This window comes from Psychrobacter piscatorii, from assembly GCF_043641605.1.
Classification (GTDB): Bacteria; Pseudomonadota; Gammaproteobacteria; order Pseudomonadales; family Moraxellaceae; genus Psychrobacter; species Psychrobacter piscatorii_C.
Map to the genome: position 1 here is coordinate 1 of NZ_JBHZRK010000018.1, position 18,958 is coordinate 18,958.

Genomic DNA, 18,958 nt, shown 5'->3' on the forward strand with positions numbered 1-18,958 from the left:
GAAGAGGGTGGTCGTCACACACCATTCCTAAACGGCTATCGTCCACAGTTCTACTTCCGTACCACTGACGTAACTGGCGCAATCCAATTACAAGACGGTACTGAAATGGTCATGCCTGGTGATAACGTTGAGATGGGCGTAGAGCTTATCCACCCAATCGCTATGGACAAAGGTCTTCGCTTTGCTATTCGTGAAGGCGGCCGTACTGTAGGCGCTGGTGTTGTTGCTAACGTATTGAACTAATCCTTAAGGCTCAGCAATGAGATTATGAATTAGTCATAAAAAAGCCATCCTATCTAGGGTGGCTTTTTTTATTGGTATTGGAAAAGGGTTAGTTACTTATCTATATAATTATATTTTCATATCACTGGATCATTAATCGATAAACGTGCGATAAGATTTATGTATACAATTTCAGCATAATAAAAGGACAGTCATGTTTCTGATAGAAGCTTTATCAACCAATACAGCAGAGCTTGAACAAGCGGTTCAAGCCGTAGCGAATATCGAAGTTATCGTCCAGCCGCAAGACGCGTGGAGTTACCAGACTTTGCTCGAACTGCTTGAGCAAGACAGCATTAATATGCTGGTAGTGTACATACAAGATAAAAGTACAAAGAGCAACGTAATTGGTTACTGCTTATATCAAATGGTGTTTGAGCAAGCAGAAATTTTACGTATTGGCACGCATCCTGATTATCAACGACAAGGCATTGCTTCACAGACTATTGATAAGTTGCATAAAGTATTGCAGAGTAATCAGGTGGAGAATTTGTTGTTAGAGGTGCGAGCAGACAATCATGCTGCAATAGCACTATATGAGCGGCAAGCATTTGCAGTCATTCATAGACGAAAAGGCTATTACCAGTCACCGAATCAGCCCGCAGTTGATGCACTCATCATGCAACATGTCTATGGTGAGTGAAGAGAGTAAATTCTTATTAGGAGTGATAAGCGTAGTTTCTTTAAAGATAAATTACTTATCTCAACTAACGTTATCGTGTTTAACTTGATGGTATTTTCTTTTTACAGATATTAGTGTCTAATTGATAGTTGCTGTCTGCTTTCATCCGTGCAAGAACGTCTATACGCTCGCTCAATAACTCTACCATCACGCTTATATTGGCTTGCTGTTTTCTGACTTGTTCTAGCTTTTGCTGAGTCAGCATGAGCTGCAAATCAATATCCAATTGGCCATCATAGTAGTCGTTTAAGCTGTTTTTGATTTCAGTGAGGGTAAAGCCGATGGCTTGCGCGCTTTTGATTAGCTCAATACGCTCGACACACTCGGGATGAAACTCAGTATATAAACGTGAGCCTGCTTGACGCTTACGTGACCTTAGTAGGCCTAACTGCTCATAATGACGCACGGTGTCTTTGGTTGTATTGGCTTTTGCTGCCAGCTCTCCGATTAGCAGAAATGAGGTATCAAGCGCCATAAAATTCTCTTAACTCTTTAGCTTTTGTAGATTTCATAATTGATGCTGCCAAGGATTTGTCGTATCGAGAAGGGATACGGCCAATGGTTTGTGAGAATTATTGTGCCAATTGATGGAGCGACTGCTTATTAAGCGGTCTAATTGAGCAAGAAAGTCAGGACGCGGTAGAGTGGTGGCACCCAAGCTCATGAGATGATCATTAGGTAACTGGCAGTCGACAAGTGCAACATGACTTTGCTCACACAATCTCATCAATCCCCAAAACGCGAGTTTTGACGCATTAGAGGCACGATGAAACATGGATTCGCCAAAGTAGATACCGTTTATTTTTAGCCCATACAGTCCGCCAATGAGCTGACCTGTCTCATCCCACACCTCAATGCTATGGGCAAAGCCTTGCGCATGCAGTGTGGTATAGGCCTCAATCATCTCTTCATGAATCCAAGTGTGTTCGCCTTCGGGCAGGTCATTATTAAGACCATCGCTACGCGGCAGACTACAGGCGTGTATGACGTCGTCAAACGCTTGATTGAGCGTCAATTGCCAACGCACGCGACTTGCTTGCTTGCGCAGGGACTTACTCGGTTGATAATCAGATGGGACGATCACACAACGCGGCTCAGGACACCACCAAGCGATAGGCTCATCTTCATTGAACCAAGGAAACAGTCCCTGTGCATAAGCAGATACCAATGTATCGGGTGCAAGATCGCCACCCATTGCGACAATGCCAATGCCATCAGGATCGATAGAGATAGGATCAGGAAAGTCATAACGCCCAAGACTCTTTAAAGTCTCAGGCGTGATGTATTGATGGTTATCGTTGAGCTGTATGAAGTTATTCATTTAGTCTTCTTGATCAGCAGTCAGGGTTGAGGCATACGTATGGTCTTTCGCCGTTGCCTCACCGATAGCATCTAAGTACTTCTCAGCATCCAGCGCTGCCATACAGCCAGTACCAGCAGAGGTAATAGCTTGACGATAGACATGATCAGCCACGTCACCTGCGGCAAACACACCTTCGATACTGGTTTGCGTGGCATTACCATTAAGGCCACTATTGACGACCAGATAGCCATCTTTCATATCCAATTGACCTTTGAACAGGTCGGTATTAGGCTTATGACCGATGGCGACAAACATACCCATTGTATCTAGTTGTTTGGTGCTGCCATCAATCATTGATTCGATAACGACACCATTGACGCCCATGTCATCACCGACGACTTCTTTGACTTGATGGTTCCATTCGATTTTGACGTTACCGTTTTTGGCTTTTTCAAACAGCTTGTCTTGTAGAATTTTTTCAGAGCGTAAGCTATCACGGCGATGCACTAAAGTGACTTCAGAAGCAATATTAGAGAGGTATAAGGCTTCTTCAACGGCTGTATTGCCACCGCCAATCACGGCGACTTTTTGATCTTTATAAAAGAAACCGTCACAAGTGGCACAAGCGGATACGCCAAGCCCTTTAAATTTGGTTTCTGATTCTAGACCTAGGTACTGAGCAGAGGCACCTGTTGAGATAATCAAGGCATCACAAGTGTAGGTGCCGTTGTTACCTGACAGCTCAAAAGGGCGTACATTCAAGTTAACATCATTGATATGGTCATAAACCAATTCTGTACCAAAACGCTCAGCATGTGCTTTCATACGCTCCATTAATGCAGGACCAGTCAAATCATGCGCATCGCCTGGCCAGTTATCGACTTCAGTGGTGGTGGTTAATTGGCCACCCACTTCCATACCCGTTACCATGACAGGTTTGAGGTTGGCGCGTGCTGCATAGACCGCAGCAGAGTAACCAGCAGGGCCTGAGCCTAAAATGATGAGCTTTTCGTGACGTGGAGCAGTAGTGTCAGTTGCCATGAGTTGTTCCTTTCTAAATATACGAATGAAAAATATGAGTGATAAATATAATAAAAAAACGTCAAGCGTTGCTACTAATATGGTTTTTCTAATTGCTGTGTGATAATAACATAAGGGTAGATAGCAAGAAGTGCAAGTTTGCTAAAACAAACACAGCTATCATTAGAATCAAAGCATAATAACCTTGAAATACTCGTGCTAGAAACAGCTGGTATTTTATAGGGTCTACATAAAATTGTTAGCAGTATTCTGTTAGTAACTTTTGGATTATTCGCAAATTTTTTGCGCAAATCGTACATTGATTTACTTTCTTGCACGCTTTCTTTATAAGAGTGTCGCCACTGTACCTATGTATTTGTTATTATAAGAAGTTATGCCAAGTGTGGCAGAGCTTAAGCGATGACTGCTATGCTCAGGCCTTTTGAGACGCGAATCTCAACCAAACACTTTGCTAGGTACCTTTATATGTCAGCATTTTATGTCAGCATGATTAGACTTAGTCATGCACTGGCGACCATTTAGTATTAACAACAAGGCAGATTTTACGTGATATCAGCACCGCTTATTGAGTATTTAAAAAAGGGAATATTTACCCTCCTTGGGTTAATACTGGCTGTTTATTTGTTTGTTATTTTGATGACTTACACAGGCAATGATCCTAGCTGGTCGCACATCAGTAGTGATATGACGACTATTAACAATATGGGTGGCCAGACGGGCGCTTGGTTGTCCGATTTGCTCTATAGCTTTTTTGGCTATGGTGCATGGTGGTTTTTAGCGTTTGTGGTTTATGAGTCTATCCTTATTTGGTGGGACAATAAGCCGACGTTTTGGCTCATGCGACTGGTTGCTTATGTGTTTTTGCTGTTGAGTGCCAGTGCATTATTTGCACAACTGGTTGCCTTGGTTCAGCAGGTAGCCAATCCTGCCTCAACGGGACTTGAGGGCGTGGCTGGCGGTATCATCGGTCTTGAGTTGCAGGAACGCTTGGCACAGTTGTTATCGCAGTGGGGGAGTGTGGTTTTCTTGGCGGTATTTGTCGTGATTACGGCTACCTTTGCCTTTAACATCCATTGGCTTGCTATATATCAGAAGATTACAGCATTATCTTGGCTTGGCTCAGGGTTGAAAAATAAAGACACCGCTCAAGCGGATCAACAAAGTAATGTCTCACAAAACGCTGATAACATCCCAGAAAACAATCCCAATCAAACAGCTGAGTATGAGCAGCTGCCACTTGAGTTGCAATCAGCTGACGATGCGAATGGTGCTCACGCAGTAGATAATAGTGGCAGATTCAGCAATGTATTGTCAGATTTTTTGTCGACGTCAGGATTGGCTGATAGTGTGAAAGCTTCTATGGCGACAGCAAAAGCAGCCGCTACGTCTAGCGATGAAAAAAGTGAGCCACAATACGCGGCCGCAGCGAGTGCTAATGCTACGGCTGGTAGTACAGTCAGTGGCACAAACACATCGGCGATATCAAATCCTATCGTAGCGCCTGCCCGTAAAGTCGAGCCAAGCTTTGCATGGAATGACGCAAATACGGTTGATGATTTGCTCGCGCGTGAGCAGATGGCTTATAGCACTAACAGCATAGATAATTCTACTGTGCCTAACTATGCACAGAGTGAAGTCGTCACTGACGTGTCACTAGAAGAAGCGGTACAAACCTCGGTAGCAGCACCAAAGGTAGAAACAGAAACTCAATCAGATTTATCTAATCAAGAACTAGCTACTCAATCCTCAATGGATGAATCAGCGAATGCTCAAGCTGTCAATCAAGCTATTCCTGAGCCAGAAGACTCTTATCCAGATGATACAATGGGAAATGTCGATAAGTTAGCAGAAGCATGGTTGGCTGAGCATGGCAATATATCAGAAACTGTTGCGCAAGCGCCATCTGCTACTGCTGAGGAAACTAATGTCATTAATCAAGCTCCGCAAGAAGAGCTATCAAGACCTACGTCAGACACCACTAATAGCATTCTAAGTGACGATTCTTATGGGTTCTCTGATGCACAGGCCGAACTATTACAACGTAATGAACGTAATGAGTCGTCGCCCGTACCTGAGGCCACAATGGCTCAGTCATCGGTAGAAATGGATGCATCGGTATCAGCAATTTCGGATATGACACCGACCAATACGCCGCCTGCCAATCCAAAAGCCGCACCGACTGTGGAAGCGGTCAGTTCGGCCTCAAATACGCAGCCTGTGGCTCCAGCTAAACCTTCTGTCAGCTTTGCGGTGCCAGAAGGTGATAGTAGTAACCATATCACTGACATGATGCCGGAGGAAGATAGTACTGACGACATCAGTGCACCCGTTATGCCGCATATCAGTGATGATGCGGCGTTCAGTCAAAAATCACGCTCGATGCAGACGGCTGCCTATCGCAGTAGCCTAACTCCTATTCCAGCAGTGTCTATATTGGACAAGCCTGACCCTGACCGTAAGCCTAGCTATACCATTGCTGAGCTTGAGCAATTATCTGAGTTGTTAGAAATCAAGCTCCAAGAGTTCAATGTAAAAGCCAACGTCGTCAACGCTATTCCAGGGCCTGTCGTGACTCGCTTTGAAGTCGAGCTTGCTGCTGGTGTAAAGGCCAGTAAAGTCACTGGTATTTCGCGTGACTTGGCGCGCTCATTATCGATGGCCTCATTGCGTGTGGTCGAGGTCATCCCTGGTAAGCCGTATATCGGTATCGAAGTGCCCAATAAGAAACGTGAAATGGTGCGCTTGATTGAACTATTGAATACCGAAAAGTTCAAAGATCCTAAAGCACAAATCAGCATGGCGATGGGTAAAGACATCGGTGGCAACCCTATCATTACTGATCTTGCTCGCGCACCGCACATGCTGGTTGCTGGTACCACAGGCTCTGGTAAATCCGTACTGGTCAACTCGATGCTATTATCAATGTTACTCAAGTACACACCCAATGAGCTACGCCTGATCTTGATTGATCCAAAGCAGCTCGAGCTGGCTAACTATAATGATATTCCACATCTACTAACGCCCGTAGTCACCGATATGACCGAGGCCGCTAGCAGCTTGTCATGGTGCGTGGCCGAGATGGAACGTCGTTATCAGCTAATGAGCTTACTCAAGGTTCGTAAGCTCAATGAGTTTAATAAAAAAGTCATCGCGGCAGAAAAGTCAGGCAATCCAATGCTTGATCCTTTATGGCGACCGAATGACAGCGTAAGTATCAGCCAAGCGCCAAAACTCAAAACCCTACCGATGATTGTTATTGTCGCGGATGAGTTTGCCGATATGATTATGCAGGTGGGTAAACAAGCCGAAGAGCTGATCACGCGCTTGGCGCAAAAATCACGTGCGGCTGGTATTCACTTAATGCTAGCTACTCAGCGTCCATCAGTCGATGTCATTACGGGTTTGATCAAAGCCAACATTCCTGTGCGTGCCGCACTACGTGTGAACTCAAAAGTCGATTCACGAACGATCCTAGATAGTGGCGGTGCTGAAGACATGCTGGGTAACGGTGATATGTTGTTCTTGGGCCCAGGTCAGATTGAGCCAGATCGTGTACACGGTGCTTATGTCAGTGATGAAGAGGTCAACCGTGTCTGTGACGCATGGCGTGAGCGCGGTGCTCCGGACTATATTGATAACATGGCAGGTAATTTTGAATTGTCTAGTCCGGGCGGTGGTAGCACGGCTAATGCCTCTGGTGAGGACGATGACTTATATAATGATGCCGTCGCCTTTATTATGGAAACGCGTAAAGTATCGGCTTCTAGTATCCAGCGCAAATTTAGCATTGGTTATAACCGCGCGGCACGTATTGTCGACTCTATGGAAGAGGCGGGACTGGTCAGCTCGATGGGCAAAAGCGGTAAGCGTGAACTGTTGATGTAGTGCTTAGTATTAGGTTCATAATGAAAAAACGAGTCATGAAAGTGGCTCGTTTTTTTGTGAAAGAGATTTAAGATTAATTCATTCATAAACGAACAAGCTACCAAAACTTTCAAATGACCAGTGAGTTTGTTTATCAATTATAAGTCGTAGTTTTTTATAATAAACTGACAGTTATTGATGAAATAGATATTTGAAAAATCTTACTACAATTACTCTCCAAGGAAGGTCGGTTATGTTTAAAGAATATACCCAGTACGACGCACTCGCCTTAGCGGCGCTGGTTAACTCAGGTGAAGTGAGCGCAAAAGAGCTATTGGACGCAGCCGTTTATCAGGCCAATAAACTCAATCCTAAATTAAATGCTATTATTCACCGTTTCGATGAGCGCGCTTATAACGCTGCGCAGGCAGGGTTGCTATCTGGTGTGTTCAATGGCGTGCCTTATCTGCTAAAAGACTTGTCCTTTAGTTTCGCAGATGAGCCTATCACGATGGGTAGCCGCAGCGTCAATATCCTCTCAGAAAAAGACAGCGAAATCGTCAAACGCATGAAAGCGACAGGGGTCAATACCTTTGGTAAAACCAATACGCCTGAGTTTGGTTTGATTATCACCACTGAGCCAAAAGCACATGGTGCCACTCATAATCCCTTTAAAAAAGGCTACAGCTCTGGCGGCTCATCGGGTGGTAGTGCTGCAGCAGTGGCGAGTGGTATTGTGCCGATGGCAGGTGCTGGTGATGGTGGCGGATCGATACGGTTTCCGGCGTCTTGGTGCGGTGCGTTTGGCTTAAAACCAAGCCGTGGCCGTAACCCACTAGGTCCTAATCTTGGTGAAGGGTGGGATGGTGCAGTGGCCGATCATGTGATTACGCGTTCGGTACGTGACAGTGCCGCGATGCTCGATGCCACCAGTGGTGCGGAGATTGGTGCGCCTTATGTCATTGCGCCGCCAGACGGCACATTTTTGCAAGCGGCGATGCGTGCACCGCGACCATTAAAAATCGCTTTGCAGCAGCAGCCATTGATTGCCAATACCGTAGTAGACAAAGAAGTCCTTACTGTACTGGAACAAACCGCTAAGCAATTAGAGTCTATGGGTCATCAAGTAGTACCCGCTGAGCCAAACATCAATATCGAGCAGTTTTGGCATGACTTTATCGTCGTGGTCTGCGCGCATACCGCCTTTACGATTGACAGTATCGAGCGTGAGTTTGGGTCCGCCCATGTCAAAAACCTAGAGCCACAAACCTACAACATGGCGCTACTCGGACGTTCGCTATCAGCAGTGGACTTGGTTCATGCCAAACATGGTTGGCATAACAGTCAGTATCAAACGGGACTGTTATTAGAAACCTACGATATGATTTTGTCCCCGACAGTACCAACACCTGCGGTCAAACACGGCGTGCTACCACCTAGCCGTATGGATGAGATGATGATGCGTAGCGCTGGGGTACTGAATAAAGGGTTTAATATGGGCAGATATGCCTTTAGCTCGGGGATGATCGAAAAGCTAAGCGCACCTGTGCTAGGAAAAATGGGATTTACCTTGTTAGGGAATGTCACAGGATTGCCAGCTATGTCAGTACCCGTTGGCATGAGTAAAAAAGGCTTGCCAATTGGTATGCAACTTATCGGACGTATGAATGATGAAGCGACGCTATTTAGTCTGGCAGGTGAGATGGAGCGTGCGGGTTTATTTACCAAACCTGCTTTTGAGAAATAGGTTTGGTTTGTGTGCTTTAATTAGATAAGTAGGCACTAATAAATATGAGCTAATCAAAACGATAGATATCCATACCTAGGCTGTGGTGCGCCATGCTTTGATGAACAACCGAGACGCGCTGACCCGCACCTAACGCAAAAAACAATGGCAGCAAATGCTCGTCACTTGGATGAATATCTTTGTATTGTGGGTATTGCTGCCAGTCGAGGGCAGTGGGTATGTCTATCTTGAGCTGCTGGAGCAACCATTGCTTAAATCCTTTAGCAGCCTGATCGATGCTGTCGGATTCCCAGCGTAGCGCTTGTAAGTTGTGGGTGATATTACCTGAGCCAATAACAAGAATTCGCTCATCACGCAGCTGCGCGAGCTGCGCGCCCAATTGATAGCAAGCAATGCTATCGTAATGCTGCGGTAGTGACACTTGAACGATAGGCACATCTGCCTCTGGGTAAAGGTGTCTCAGCGGTGCCCAAACCCCATGATCACAGGCGCGCACAGGATTGACGCTACATGTGATACCGCGCGCGGTGAGCTGCTGAGCAAGCGTCTCAGCCAGTGCTGGTTGACCTGATGCAGGATACTGAAGCTCGTAGAGTTCTGGCGAAAAACCCGAAAAGTCATGCCACGTCTTTGGCTGCGGGTTACTGCTGATCTCAAGCTTTGCTGATTGCCAATGCGCCGACATAATAACGATAGCACGTGGTTTAGGTAAATTTTGCCCGATACGTGCCAATGCACTGGTCGTGGCAGATTGCTCAATCGCAAGCGTAGGTGCCCCGTGCGAGATAAATAACGCAGGTAGTTTAGACGCATTGGGCATTATAGCAGACGCACTTTCCCATGCTGCAGCAGAGGTAATAGGTGTCTGTACAATGTCGTGATGATAGTCACGCTGATGCGTAGTCTGAGAGGCTTTGGATGTCGCGCGTTTTGGATATTTCATGTTCCATTTATTAGGGCGTACGCCAGTTTTTCAATCTCTTTTGAGGTTGATGTTTTAAATCAAAAAAACAGCTTAGAGTTTGGTTAATTACCGCGATGATAAGGGTGGTTATTATTGATACTCATCGCGCGGTATAGCTGCTCCATCAGGACAACGCGTACCAGCGGATGTGGCAGTGTCAGGGTCGATAATGATAATTTTGCGTCGGCTTTTGCCAACACTGCTGGTGATACGCCATCTGCACCGCCGATGACCAACGCAATATCATCGCCTTGCTGCATGCCATCAGCGAGTTTATCAGCTAGTCCTTCTGTCGAGATCATCTTACCTTTGACGTCTAGTACCCATAATTGCTCACGGCTCGCGGCATCGTGAGCGGCCAATATCGCTTGACCTTCTTGCTCACGGTACTGTGCTAGATTGGCGTCTGATGGGTTTTTTGCCCGTTTTGCGGCGGCAATTTCCACAATTTCTGTGCTCAGCATGGGCTGAATACGCTTAAAATACTCATCAAAACCTGTTTGCACCCAGCTAGGCATCTTATTGCCAACGGTCAAAATTCTTACCTTCATAGTACGTACCATTTTTTAAATTGAAAAATTTTTACATCCGAGCACTGAATCTGAGTATTGATAGCCATCAGTGCCCGATTATCTAATCACTACATCAAAGGGGTAATGGTCTCTGATACGCTGTGATCTACATCCTGCTCATCATCATTCGTATCGGCTTGGCGTTGTTTTGGAATCACGCTGAGCTTGGCGTCAGACTCGAAGACAATGGCTTCGATATCATCAAAATTATTGATACCTTCAGCACGCATCGCACATTCGATTTCTTGCCGAGTCAAGCGCTCGGCACGCATCGCCTCTGGCAAAAACTGCCCTTGATAAAAGACAATACGTGGATCAGACAAAATAACACTGCTAAATTGCGGTGAGATAGAGGCGTATTTGGTCACCAAAAATTGTAAGAGGTAGAGTACCAATATTGATGACACCCCTTCAATGAAAGGGATGTTTTTGAGCAAAATAGTACTGGCGCCTAATGAGCCAATCATTACCGTCACGATCCAATCAAAATTATTGAGCTGTGACGTCGAGCGTTTACCAGAGGCTTTGGTCACCAACACAATCAACACGTAGACCATAACAGTCGTTAAAACAATGCGCCCGAGCTTATCGATGTTGTCAAAAAAAACCGTTTCCATGATGTCTGCTCCTATTATAAAGTAAAACAAATAACCGCTAAAATTTGACTACTTAAAGTTAGCCTAACGGATTTTACGTATAAGTAGGAGAAAACTTTGTATTAGCTTGTAGGTGGTTGGTTATGCTCGTAGTAAATGGTCGGGTGTGCTCATAGTGTTTTGGGAGCAGGGTTCAAGAAATGGTTGGTAGCCCATAGGCTGATACGCGTACTGACCAAGGTGAATACCAGCATCAGCACCAATGAAGAGAGCAAGGGTAAAGGCCGCGCCATTGCCATCTCGAGTAGTACTTCACGACTAACCACATCAAATAACCAAAACCATATGGCTAAAAAATAAAGAACCGTCAATAACCAAACCACTGCAACACCGCCAAACATGAGCCGGTTGATTTCATTTTTAGCCAAGGCGCGCTGCTGATGCTTGATGAATTTGCTGACAGCAATATAGGCACCAACGATGATAGAGACGACCATGACCAGTTGCGAGTTAAGCGCAATCTTGGTCTGAATCATCATAAATATGGCGCTGGCTAGGATGTAACCAATGGCAAAAAACCCGATATATTGCGCCAGTTTAGGCTGACTGGACGTAAGCGGTCGAGGCTTACTGAGATTGGTTGTCTGGCGTGACATAAGCTGGCCTTTGTAAAGGTAAAAATAAAAGTTTTAAAAGTATATGAATAAACATAGCAATTATGATTGCCATGCAAATAATCATACCACTTGCGTCAAAATATCTGCTGTTGCTTTATTACTGCTCACTAAGCATCGCTTTAGCAAAAACATTAGCGCTGAGCGGTCCAGTCGAGTACTGCATCTAATACAGGTCTTGCCGTATAAGGATTGAGCGCTTGATCTGTATTAATCATACCCACAACAACATAGTCTTGACCTGATAACCCTTTGACATAGCCTGCCATTGAGGTGACGTTATTTAATGTGCCTGTTTTTATCCATGCTCGGCCAATCGCTGCTGAGTTAGGTAGTCGCTCACTATGAGCGGCAATGGTACCACTGACTCCAGCGATACCTAACGAGTCTACATACGCATCAAAGCTTGGGTGACCATAAGCGTAAGTCAACAGCTCGCTTAGGTTGGCGGCTGTAATGGTACAGTCGCGGCAGAGTCCCGAGCCATTGGTCAGGTAAGGTGGCGGTGTGCTTAGATTGGTTTGCCACCATTGATTGATGGTCTGTAAGGCTGAAGAATAATCAGTACCAGCAGGTGTGCCAAACTGATATAGGCTATCAGCTTTTTTATGGGTATTCTGATTATTGACTACTGTGTTATTCGTTAACTCGCTAGTATTGTTATTAATAGCTGTTGATTGAGTCAGTCCTGCTTTGTCATAGGCACCTATAGATAGGGCCACTTGTTCAGCCATAACATTGTTTGAGAAATGGTTAATATCATGAATTTGCTGCGTTAGGTTCAACGAAGGATAGCTGACTATAGGTAAAGGTGACATGGTAATAGCCGTGAGACCATGTACTGATTTTGAGGTTTTTTTGGCATCGTAAGGGGTTTCTTGCGAGATTACTTGTCCGCTTAGTGTATTGCCTAGTGCTTGCCATTTGGCAGCAATGACGTGTGCCGCAAACTCTTTAGCATTAGGATAAGCCACATAAAACACATGCTCGCCGCAGCTCTCTGGCAGACTGGCATTGAGTGTTAGCCGCTCCGCTTGCCACTGCGGCGATAGGCTGTAGCTTGCCTGTCCACAGTAAGCGGCACGGGTATTTATCTTATCAGGCAGCTGATAGTTGGCCAGTCGTGGCTTATAGGTCAAGCTCGCTTGGCCATTATCTGAAGGGTAGGTTTTGATACCAATGGTGCTAAAGTTGACCAAAAAGCCATCAGGACTGGCGTTATAAGGGCGCAAAGGTGAGTTATCAAAAGCGGCAGGATCTTCGCTCACGTTTTTGAAGATTGCACTGTCAACGATGATGTCACCGTCGATATGGCGAATACCTGAGGCTTGTACTTTATACAGTAGCTCCTTCAAACGCTCGTGGGTCATTTTTGGATCGCCACTACCTTGAATGATTAAATCGCCATGTAGACGGTCGCCGATGACAATACCAGTATGATAGACGCGTGTATACCATACAAAGTCTGCCCCTAGTGTGTCCAAAGCGATAAAACTGGGAACGAGTTTCATGGTGCTGGCAGGGGTACGAGGGACATCAGGTTGATGATTCAATAATGGCGAAAAGGAGATTTTGATAGAAGTTTTATCAGTGCTCACCGCGCTATTGTCATTGTTAGCAGGAGTTGGCTGTTCGTCAGGCACTACCGTTGGGATGCTTTCTACACTCTGATAAGTATAAGGATCATCAGTATAATCGTGTATCTTCTGCTCGTGCTGTTCAATCGTGCGCTTTTCAATAGTAATCAATGCGCTTTGTTGGTCAGGATTATTGGCGGCATAGTTGTTATTATTTTGAGTCGCTTTCTGACTGCTACTGTTTTTATCAGTAGGTATATTGGTGGTCGTATTGTTAGATGGCGTCGTCGGCATCGATTGACTATCAATATCACTGCTATCGATCACCTGAATGGGCGCAGGCAGACGACTGGCATTCTTGTCCCCTATTGGCGTGACGATGATACTGATGTCAGATTCTGTCAGATCTGCACGCGATAACGCAGCTTGAATGGCTGTTGGCAGAGCGGCTTGTGCGTAGGTAGGCACCAGCATAACCGCTGACAGTAGCGCAAGTATCGGCAAACGTTTTTTAGATTGATTAAATAGTGGCACACGGCCACAGAGCGTGGTGAGATTTGCTGTCATGGGCATGCGGCTATTGCGTTGAGAAAAGTCGCGTTGAGATGGGTCGTATTGACAGAGATCGCGTTGAGAAGGGTATCGCATGAGCATCTTTCATCAGGTGGCAAAAACTGCCTATGGTAACATGAGTTGCTGTTTTCGCACATGCTCTCAAAAGCTCAATTTTATCGTCAATGATAAAGGCTAGCGTACATGCAAAAACGCCATTGCCGTCATAATCGCATCGTTATAAGCATCATGCGCACCAAGCTGAGGAATATCATAATGCGCCAAAATATTAGTCAAACGCTGCGTTTGATTGGGGATACCTTGCGTACGGTCGCCCATACGTCGACTGTATAATTGACGCACATCGATGACTTTGTTGGGCAGGGTCGTTCCCATATAGCGTTTGACCAAAGGATTCAAAAATGCCATGTCGAGCTGTGTGCAGAACCCAACGATGGGTCGGTTATCAATAAAAGGTAACAAGAGAGCCAGCATGTCGTCATAACTCATGCCATGCTCGACATCAGCAGTACGCAGACCATGAATGACAATTGTATCGCGATCTGGCATTACAGGCGGTCTGCATACCAGATGCATACCGTTACCTGTATCGATCGTATTACCATTGATATGTATCGCTGCCACGGATAATAAATGGTGCTTTTTGGGGTTCAGTCCAGTCATTTCACAGTCAATCGCTACCCACTGCTCAGCCGATGGTATGGTGAACATTGATGCCAGCTCCGGACGCTGTAGCTGCGTCTTTTGCCAAGCGTAAGATAACTGCTGTAGCCAGCTCATGTTGATCATCCATTTATTTATTCTATTGCTATATTTATGCTATTTCTAATTGATAGTGTTGACGCAGCTGATTTTTAAAACTTTTTACCACGGCCAGACATTCTTTAAGCAGGTCACGTTCTAGTGCGGTTAGTGTCGTTGGATCGACTTGCCTTGCCTGTTTGTCATCGGTTGACAGTGCGACTGATAAACGCTGCGCCATAAAAAACTCCAAGGCTTCCAATAACGTATCAGCGCGCTCTTGAGTCAGGGCATGAGACTGCACCAATGCCTTTAGGCGATCTTTACTGCTAGGCACATCGAGCACATTATTTTCTAATGCCAACGTACGAATACCATGAACCAATGGAAAGATTCCTGCTTTTTTTAGATCAATATCTGCTGATATAGATTTACCCCCTATCAAAGGCACAAACTTTTGCCACCACTGATTGACATCACCAAACTGTAGCGCCGCACGGGCAAACTGACGTACAAACATTGGATCGGCTTTTCTGTGCGCCATTCTTAAATGCTGACGTACCTGTGTAAGCAGGGTTTCATCACCGCAGACATATTCGCCATCCATTATGGCGGACAAGTAGATGCCATGTATGGGGTCAGTGTTTCTAAACCATAAGCCAATCTGAGCGGTAAACTGCTTAAGCGGTTGTCGCCACATGGCGTTGGTCATCATGATATTACCATCGCACAGCGGATAGCCAAGCGTTGCCAAGTGATTGTTAAAGGTATCGGCAAACTGTGCCAAGTCCGGATGCGTATAACCGTCACGAATGATTAGCGCGTTATCTTGATCGGTACGCATGATTTGCTCGCCGCGACCTTCTGAGCCCATGACGATGAGACAAGTATTGCTTATCACTTCATCAGGCACGATAAGTTGCCATAACTTGGTAAATACCTGTGCATTCAAGGTCTGCACCATACGGCTGATATTACCGATTTTGACACCGTTTTGATGCTGCGCACGAATATAGCGACCGATGAGTTCGACTGCGGTATCTAGGCTTGATAGATCGGTTGCTTGCTCGATTTGAATACTAATGAGCTGTGAGTGATGACCAATGTGGGCGAGCATATCGCTTTGTCCAAGCACCCCGACGACATCACCACTGCTATCAATGACTGGCAGCCTGTGAATGCGATAGCGGGTCATGGTGAGTAACGCATCGCCAATCTCGTCAGTGGCCTTGATCGTACGTAGGTTAAAATTAGCATAGCGTTGGCAAAGTGTAATAGCGGGATCTTGTCTGTCACTCACAGCGCGGCAAATATCCGTATCAGTTAGAATGCCTAGCAGCAGTTTTGGCTGCTCAGTTTCTCGTATATTTTCTACATAGTTTAGCGGTCGTACCAGTACGTGTTTTAGTCCAGCCTTGGTCATGATACGCGCAGCTTCGTACAAGCTATTATTGGCATCGACAATATGTACTGGCAATAAATGGACGTCGATGACAGGTTGCAGCATAATTTGCTGCACTTCTTGTTGATGGGTATATCCAGCAGGGTTGAGTATTTTATTATTACGGCGTTGTCGTAGAGCCTTTAATCTTTCGGGTAGCTTGTCTGATAGCATTTGGCGCACCAGATGATTTTGCGCACTGATTTTATCGACAGTGGCACCATCGACTTGTAGCAGCAATGTCTCCTCACTGGCCCGAAACTGGTACGGTTGTATAGGCGTGTTTTTACTTTCTGGCACATCATTTTTTATGAGCGACTCAGGTAAGCGGCGACTATCAAACCAGTCATTATTGTTTGGATCATCAGAATGGTTGCTGCCCAAATAAGAGGCGACAAATTCACCACTCAGTGATTGCTCAATTTGTCCTTTGATGACCACATATAGATACTGCAAGTCCTCTGCGGGTAGGATCTCATCTCTAGCAAGATAGCGGATCTTCGTGTTTTTTCTGATGCTTTGACGTTCAGCTAGACTTAGTACGTCAAAGGGCGGCTGGGTAAAGTCAAGATGGGGCATGGCATCATCCTTGATGGCATATTTTGCAATAGAAACTTTACTATAACACTATTCATGCAAAAAGCCTCTAATAACCACACTATAAATAGGGTTATTAGAGGCTACTTTATTAGCTCAAGATAAAAGCTTTTTGAGTGACTGTTTATGCCGCCAGCAATTTGCGAATACGATTGATTGCTTCGCGGCTCTCCTCGACACTCGCGACCAAAGCAACACGGACATAGCCTTTTCCAGGATTATTACCATCAACCTCGCGCGACAAGTAGCGTCCTGCCAATGCGTGGATATTGGCCTGCTCATATAACGCTTTGACAAATACCTCATCATCGCCATCGAACGGTTCAGGTACTTTTATCCAAAAATAAAATCCAGCTTCTGGCATGCGCAAATCCAGTAAATCACCAAGCTCGGACATCCATAGTGCGAACTTTTCTTGATAAAGGGCGCGATTGTGTGCGACATGCTTTTCATCTTGCCACGCAGCGATAGAGGCAAGCTGATGTGGTATTGGCATCGCACAGCCTTGGTAAGTACGATATTGCAAATAAGACTGCAAAATCTTGGCATCGCCCGCTACAAACCCAGAGCGTAAACCAGGTAGGTTCGAGCGTTTGGATAATGAATGGAATACGATACAGTTTTTGAAATTACGGCGACCCAGATTCGCACAAGCCTGCAGTAAGCCGATCGGAGCAGTATCAAAATACAGCTCGCTATAGCACTCATCGCTGGCAATGACAAAACCGTATTGGTCTGATAAACGAATGAGATATTCCCAATCCTCCATGGTCATAACCGAACCCGTTGGATTATTCGGACTACAGACAAATACAAGCTGCGTGCGTGCCCAAACGTCTTTTGGCACCGCGCGATAATCCCCTTTAAAGTCATTATCTAACGTACAGGGAACAAAGTGGGGCGTCGCTTGTGCCAATATTGCCGCACCTTCATAGATCTGATAGAACGGATTGGGCATAACGACCAGAGGTGAGGCATTAGATGCTGAAGAGGACGTGCTTTCGCTATCAGCGGTATCATGATTTATGACGGCTTGTACAAAGCTAAAAATGGCCTCGCGAGTACCCATTACTGGCAAAACTTGGGTGTTGGCATCGACGTGGCTAAGAAAAAAACGCTTCTCTAACCAGTGCGCAATCGTCTGACGTAACTCAAACATGCCATTGGTGGTCGGATAACGACTTATTTTGTCCAAGTTTTCGCGTAGTACGTCCAGTACAAATGCTGGTGGCTCGTGTTTTGGCTCACCAATACCCAGTTTGATTTCGCTGTAACCACTGGCAGGCTTGCTGTCAGCGAGTAAGGTTGCCATCTTGGCAAAGGGATAAGGATGTAAATGCGCTAAGTTGTGATTCATAAGTGTGGTAACTATAATAGACAATTAATAATAAAGTTATAAAGAAAATTTACATTAGAGCAGTTTAGCACCCCTCTTGTTTTTTGCCTTTTTCTTCTCATAACGTGAATGCGAATTTATTGTGCTTGAACGGCTGACCTTATCATAGCCCATTCAGCCGTACTTACAAAGCGCATTAAACGCTTCGCGTCTGATAACTTATAACAATATAAAAGATGACTGTCAGTGCCAGAAACAGATCATTTTAAGGAGAGTTTGATATGCCTAGTGTACTAAATCATAATAACTTCATCGCTAAAAATATCAATAATGACATTCCTGATGCAGGTGTGCATCCTATTAACGTATATGCGCTGCTAAAAGAACGTGAAGCGTGCTGGTGGCAGGCGAGGCAGCAATTGATTGAGCATCAAGAGAAGAAAATCTTTTGGTATGGCGAAAATAGCTTAATCATGTGGTTATTATGGCAGTTGGTTGGTTACGTGGTTGTCGCCATGGCACTGATGCTGCTGAATAATATGTTGAATATATCGTTATCTTTGTGGCAATACATTGCTTTATTTATCTTACAGACCATATTTTTTGTTAGTATTCTTGCAGCGAAAGGCCGTCTAGCGAATAAGTTGCAGAATGAGATAGATAAAGATGAGCTGCTAGGTGAGGAAGCACTGAATGAGATGATTGTGCTCGCAGAGGACAGTCTCTATCCTGATGTGCATGCCAAGTCGCCCATTTCTTTAAAGCAGCTGGGTGACTATCTTAATGGCGAGTTTCATTTATCAAGCTTGCATTGCTTATTACAAAAAGAAATCAAGGCTGGGCGCTTAATACTAAGTCAGATGCCAATTGAAGTCGACATCTTACCGCCAGATCTTGCTGATGTTGAGCTGATAGAACATGCTGATAATATAATATACAAGAGCACGTTATAAAACGTGCTCTTGATA

General features: G+C 45.2%; 16 protein-coding genes. 5 read left to right on the forward strand and 11 right to left on the reverse strand.

Features of this window, described 5'->3' with window-relative positions; genetic code table 11:
• Together ACHUET_RS13475 and rimI are read left to right on the forward strand one after the other, a co-directional pair.
• The coding region (locus ACHUET_RS13475; protein WP_463556186.1) for an EF-Tu C-terminal domain-related protein at window positions 1-243 on the forward strand (243 nt) is incomplete at its 5' end.
• 193 nt (window positions 244-436) lie between these two features.
• A complete protein-coding gene (rimI, locus tag ACHUET_RS13480; RefSeq protein WP_394213542.1) occupies window positions 437-925 on the forward strand; it encodes a ribosomal protein S18-alanine N-acetyltransferase in 489 nt (162 codons plus the stop codon).
• A 79-nt stretch (window positions 926-1,004) separates the two neighbouring features.
• On the opposite strand, the gene ACHUET_RS13485 is transcribed toward rimI, so the two are convergent.
• Genes ACHUET_RS13485 through trxB form a run of 3 tightly spaced genes read right to left on the reverse strand, consistent with a single transcriptional unit; the run spans window position 1,005 to window position 3,308 of the window.
• On the reverse strand, window positions 1,005-1,439 hold the full coding sequence (locus tag ACHUET_RS13485; RefSeq protein ID WP_058023725.1) for a MerR family transcriptional regulator: 435 nt from the start codon (window positions 1,437-1,439) through the stop codon (window positions 1,005-1,007).
• 33 nt (window positions 1,440-1,472) lie between these two features.
• On the reverse strand, window positions 1,473-2,285 hold the full coding sequence (gene aat / locus ACHUET_RS13490) for a leucyl/phenylalanyl-tRNA--protein transferase (protein ID WP_394213544.1): 813 nt from the start codon (window positions 2,283-2,285) through the stop codon (window positions 1,473-1,475).
• A complete protein-coding gene (gene trxB / locus ACHUET_RS13495) occupies window positions 2,286-3,308 on the reverse strand; it encodes a thioredoxin-disulfide reductase (protein WP_087040698.1) in 1,023 nt (340 codons plus the stop codon).
• A gap of 546 nt (window positions 3,309-3,854) precedes the next feature.
• Between trxB and ACHUET_RS13500 the strand changes: the two genes are divergently transcribed.
• The gene (locus ACHUET_RS13500; RefSeq protein WP_394213547.1) at window positions 3,855-7,193 is read left to right on the forward strand and encodes a DNA translocase FtsK; all 3,339 of its coding nucleotides are present in this window, start codon (window positions 3,855-3,857) and stop codon (window positions 7,191-7,193) included.
• A 232-nt stretch (window positions 7,194-7,425) separates the two neighbouring features.
• Window positions 7,426-8,919 (forward strand): amidase, encoded by a 1,494-nt coding sequence (locus tag ACHUET_RS13505; protein WP_394213549.1) that lies wholly within the window; start codon window positions 7,426-7,428, stop codon window positions 8,917-8,919.
• Between the two features lie 49 nt (window positions 8,920-8,968).
• On the opposite strand, the gene ACHUET_RS13510 is transcribed toward ACHUET_RS13505, so the two are convergent.
• The 8 genes from ACHUET_RS13510 to dapC form a co-directional block, all read right to left on the reverse strand.
• Window positions 8,969-9,862, reverse strand: coding sequence for a DODA-type extradiol aromatic ring-opening family dioxygenase (locus ACHUET_RS13510; RefSeq protein ID WP_394213551.1), 894 nt, complete (start codon window positions 9,860-9,862; stop codon window positions 8,969-8,971).
• Between the two features lie 83 nt (window positions 9,863-9,945).
• Window positions 9,946-10,434 carry a 23S rRNA (pseudouridine(1915)-N(3))-methyltransferase RlmH gene (gene rlmH / locus ACHUET_RS13515; protein WP_394213553.1) on the reverse strand — a complete coding sequence of 163 codons (489 nt, stop codon included), beginning with the start codon at window positions 10,432-10,434 and terminating at the stop codon, window positions 9,946-9,948.
• Between the two features lie 89 nt (window positions 10,435-10,523).
• On the reverse strand, window positions 10,524-11,072 hold the full coding sequence (locus tag ACHUET_RS13520) for a DUF421 domain-containing protein (protein WP_394213554.1): 549 nt from the start codon (window positions 11,070-11,072) through the stop codon (window positions 10,524-10,526).
• A 149-nt stretch (window positions 11,073-11,221) separates the two neighbouring features.
• Complete coding sequence (locus ACHUET_RS13525) at window positions 11,222-11,707, reverse strand: ABZJ_00895 family protein (protein ID WP_394213556.1); 486 nt, start codon at window positions 11,705-11,707, stop codon at window positions 11,222-11,224.
• Between the two features lie 152 nt (window positions 11,708-11,859).
• Window positions 11,860-13,869: a D-alanyl-D-alanine carboxypeptidase/D-alanyl-D-alanine-endopeptidase gene (locus ACHUET_RS13530; protein WP_394213558.1), complete on the reverse strand. Its 2,010-nt coding sequence runs from the start codon at window positions 13,867-13,869 to the stop codon at window positions 11,860-11,862.
• Window positions 13,870-14,049: 180 nt separating this feature from the next.
• Window positions 14,050-14,655 (reverse strand): 3'-5' exonuclease, encoded by a 606-nt coding sequence (locus tag ACHUET_RS13535; RefSeq protein ID WP_394213560.1) that lies wholly within the window; start codon window positions 14,653-14,655, stop codon window positions 14,050-14,052.
• 34 nt (window positions 14,656-14,689) lie between these two features.
• Complete coding sequence (locus ACHUET_RS13540; RefSeq protein WP_394213562.1) at window positions 14,690-16,636, reverse strand: DUF294 nucleotidyltransferase-like domain-containing protein; 1,947 nt, start codon at window positions 16,634-16,636, stop codon at window positions 14,690-14,692.
• Window positions 16,637-16,778: 142 nt separating this feature from the next.
• Window positions 16,779-18,011 (reverse strand): succinyldiaminopimelate transaminase, encoded by a 1,233-nt coding sequence (gene dapC, locus ACHUET_RS13545; RefSeq protein ID WP_394213563.1) that lies wholly within the window; start codon window positions 18,009-18,011, stop codon window positions 16,779-16,781.
• Window positions 18,012-18,271: 260 nt separating this feature from the next.
• Here dapC and ACHUET_RS13550 point away from each other — a divergent pair, with 260 nt between their 5' ends.
• Window positions 18,272-18,943: a hypothetical protein gene (locus ACHUET_RS13550; RefSeq protein WP_394213565.1), complete on the forward strand. Its 672-nt coding sequence runs from the start codon at window positions 18,272-18,274 to the stop codon at window positions 18,941-18,943.
• The last annotated feature ends 15 nt before the right edge of the window (window positions 18,944-18,958 follow it).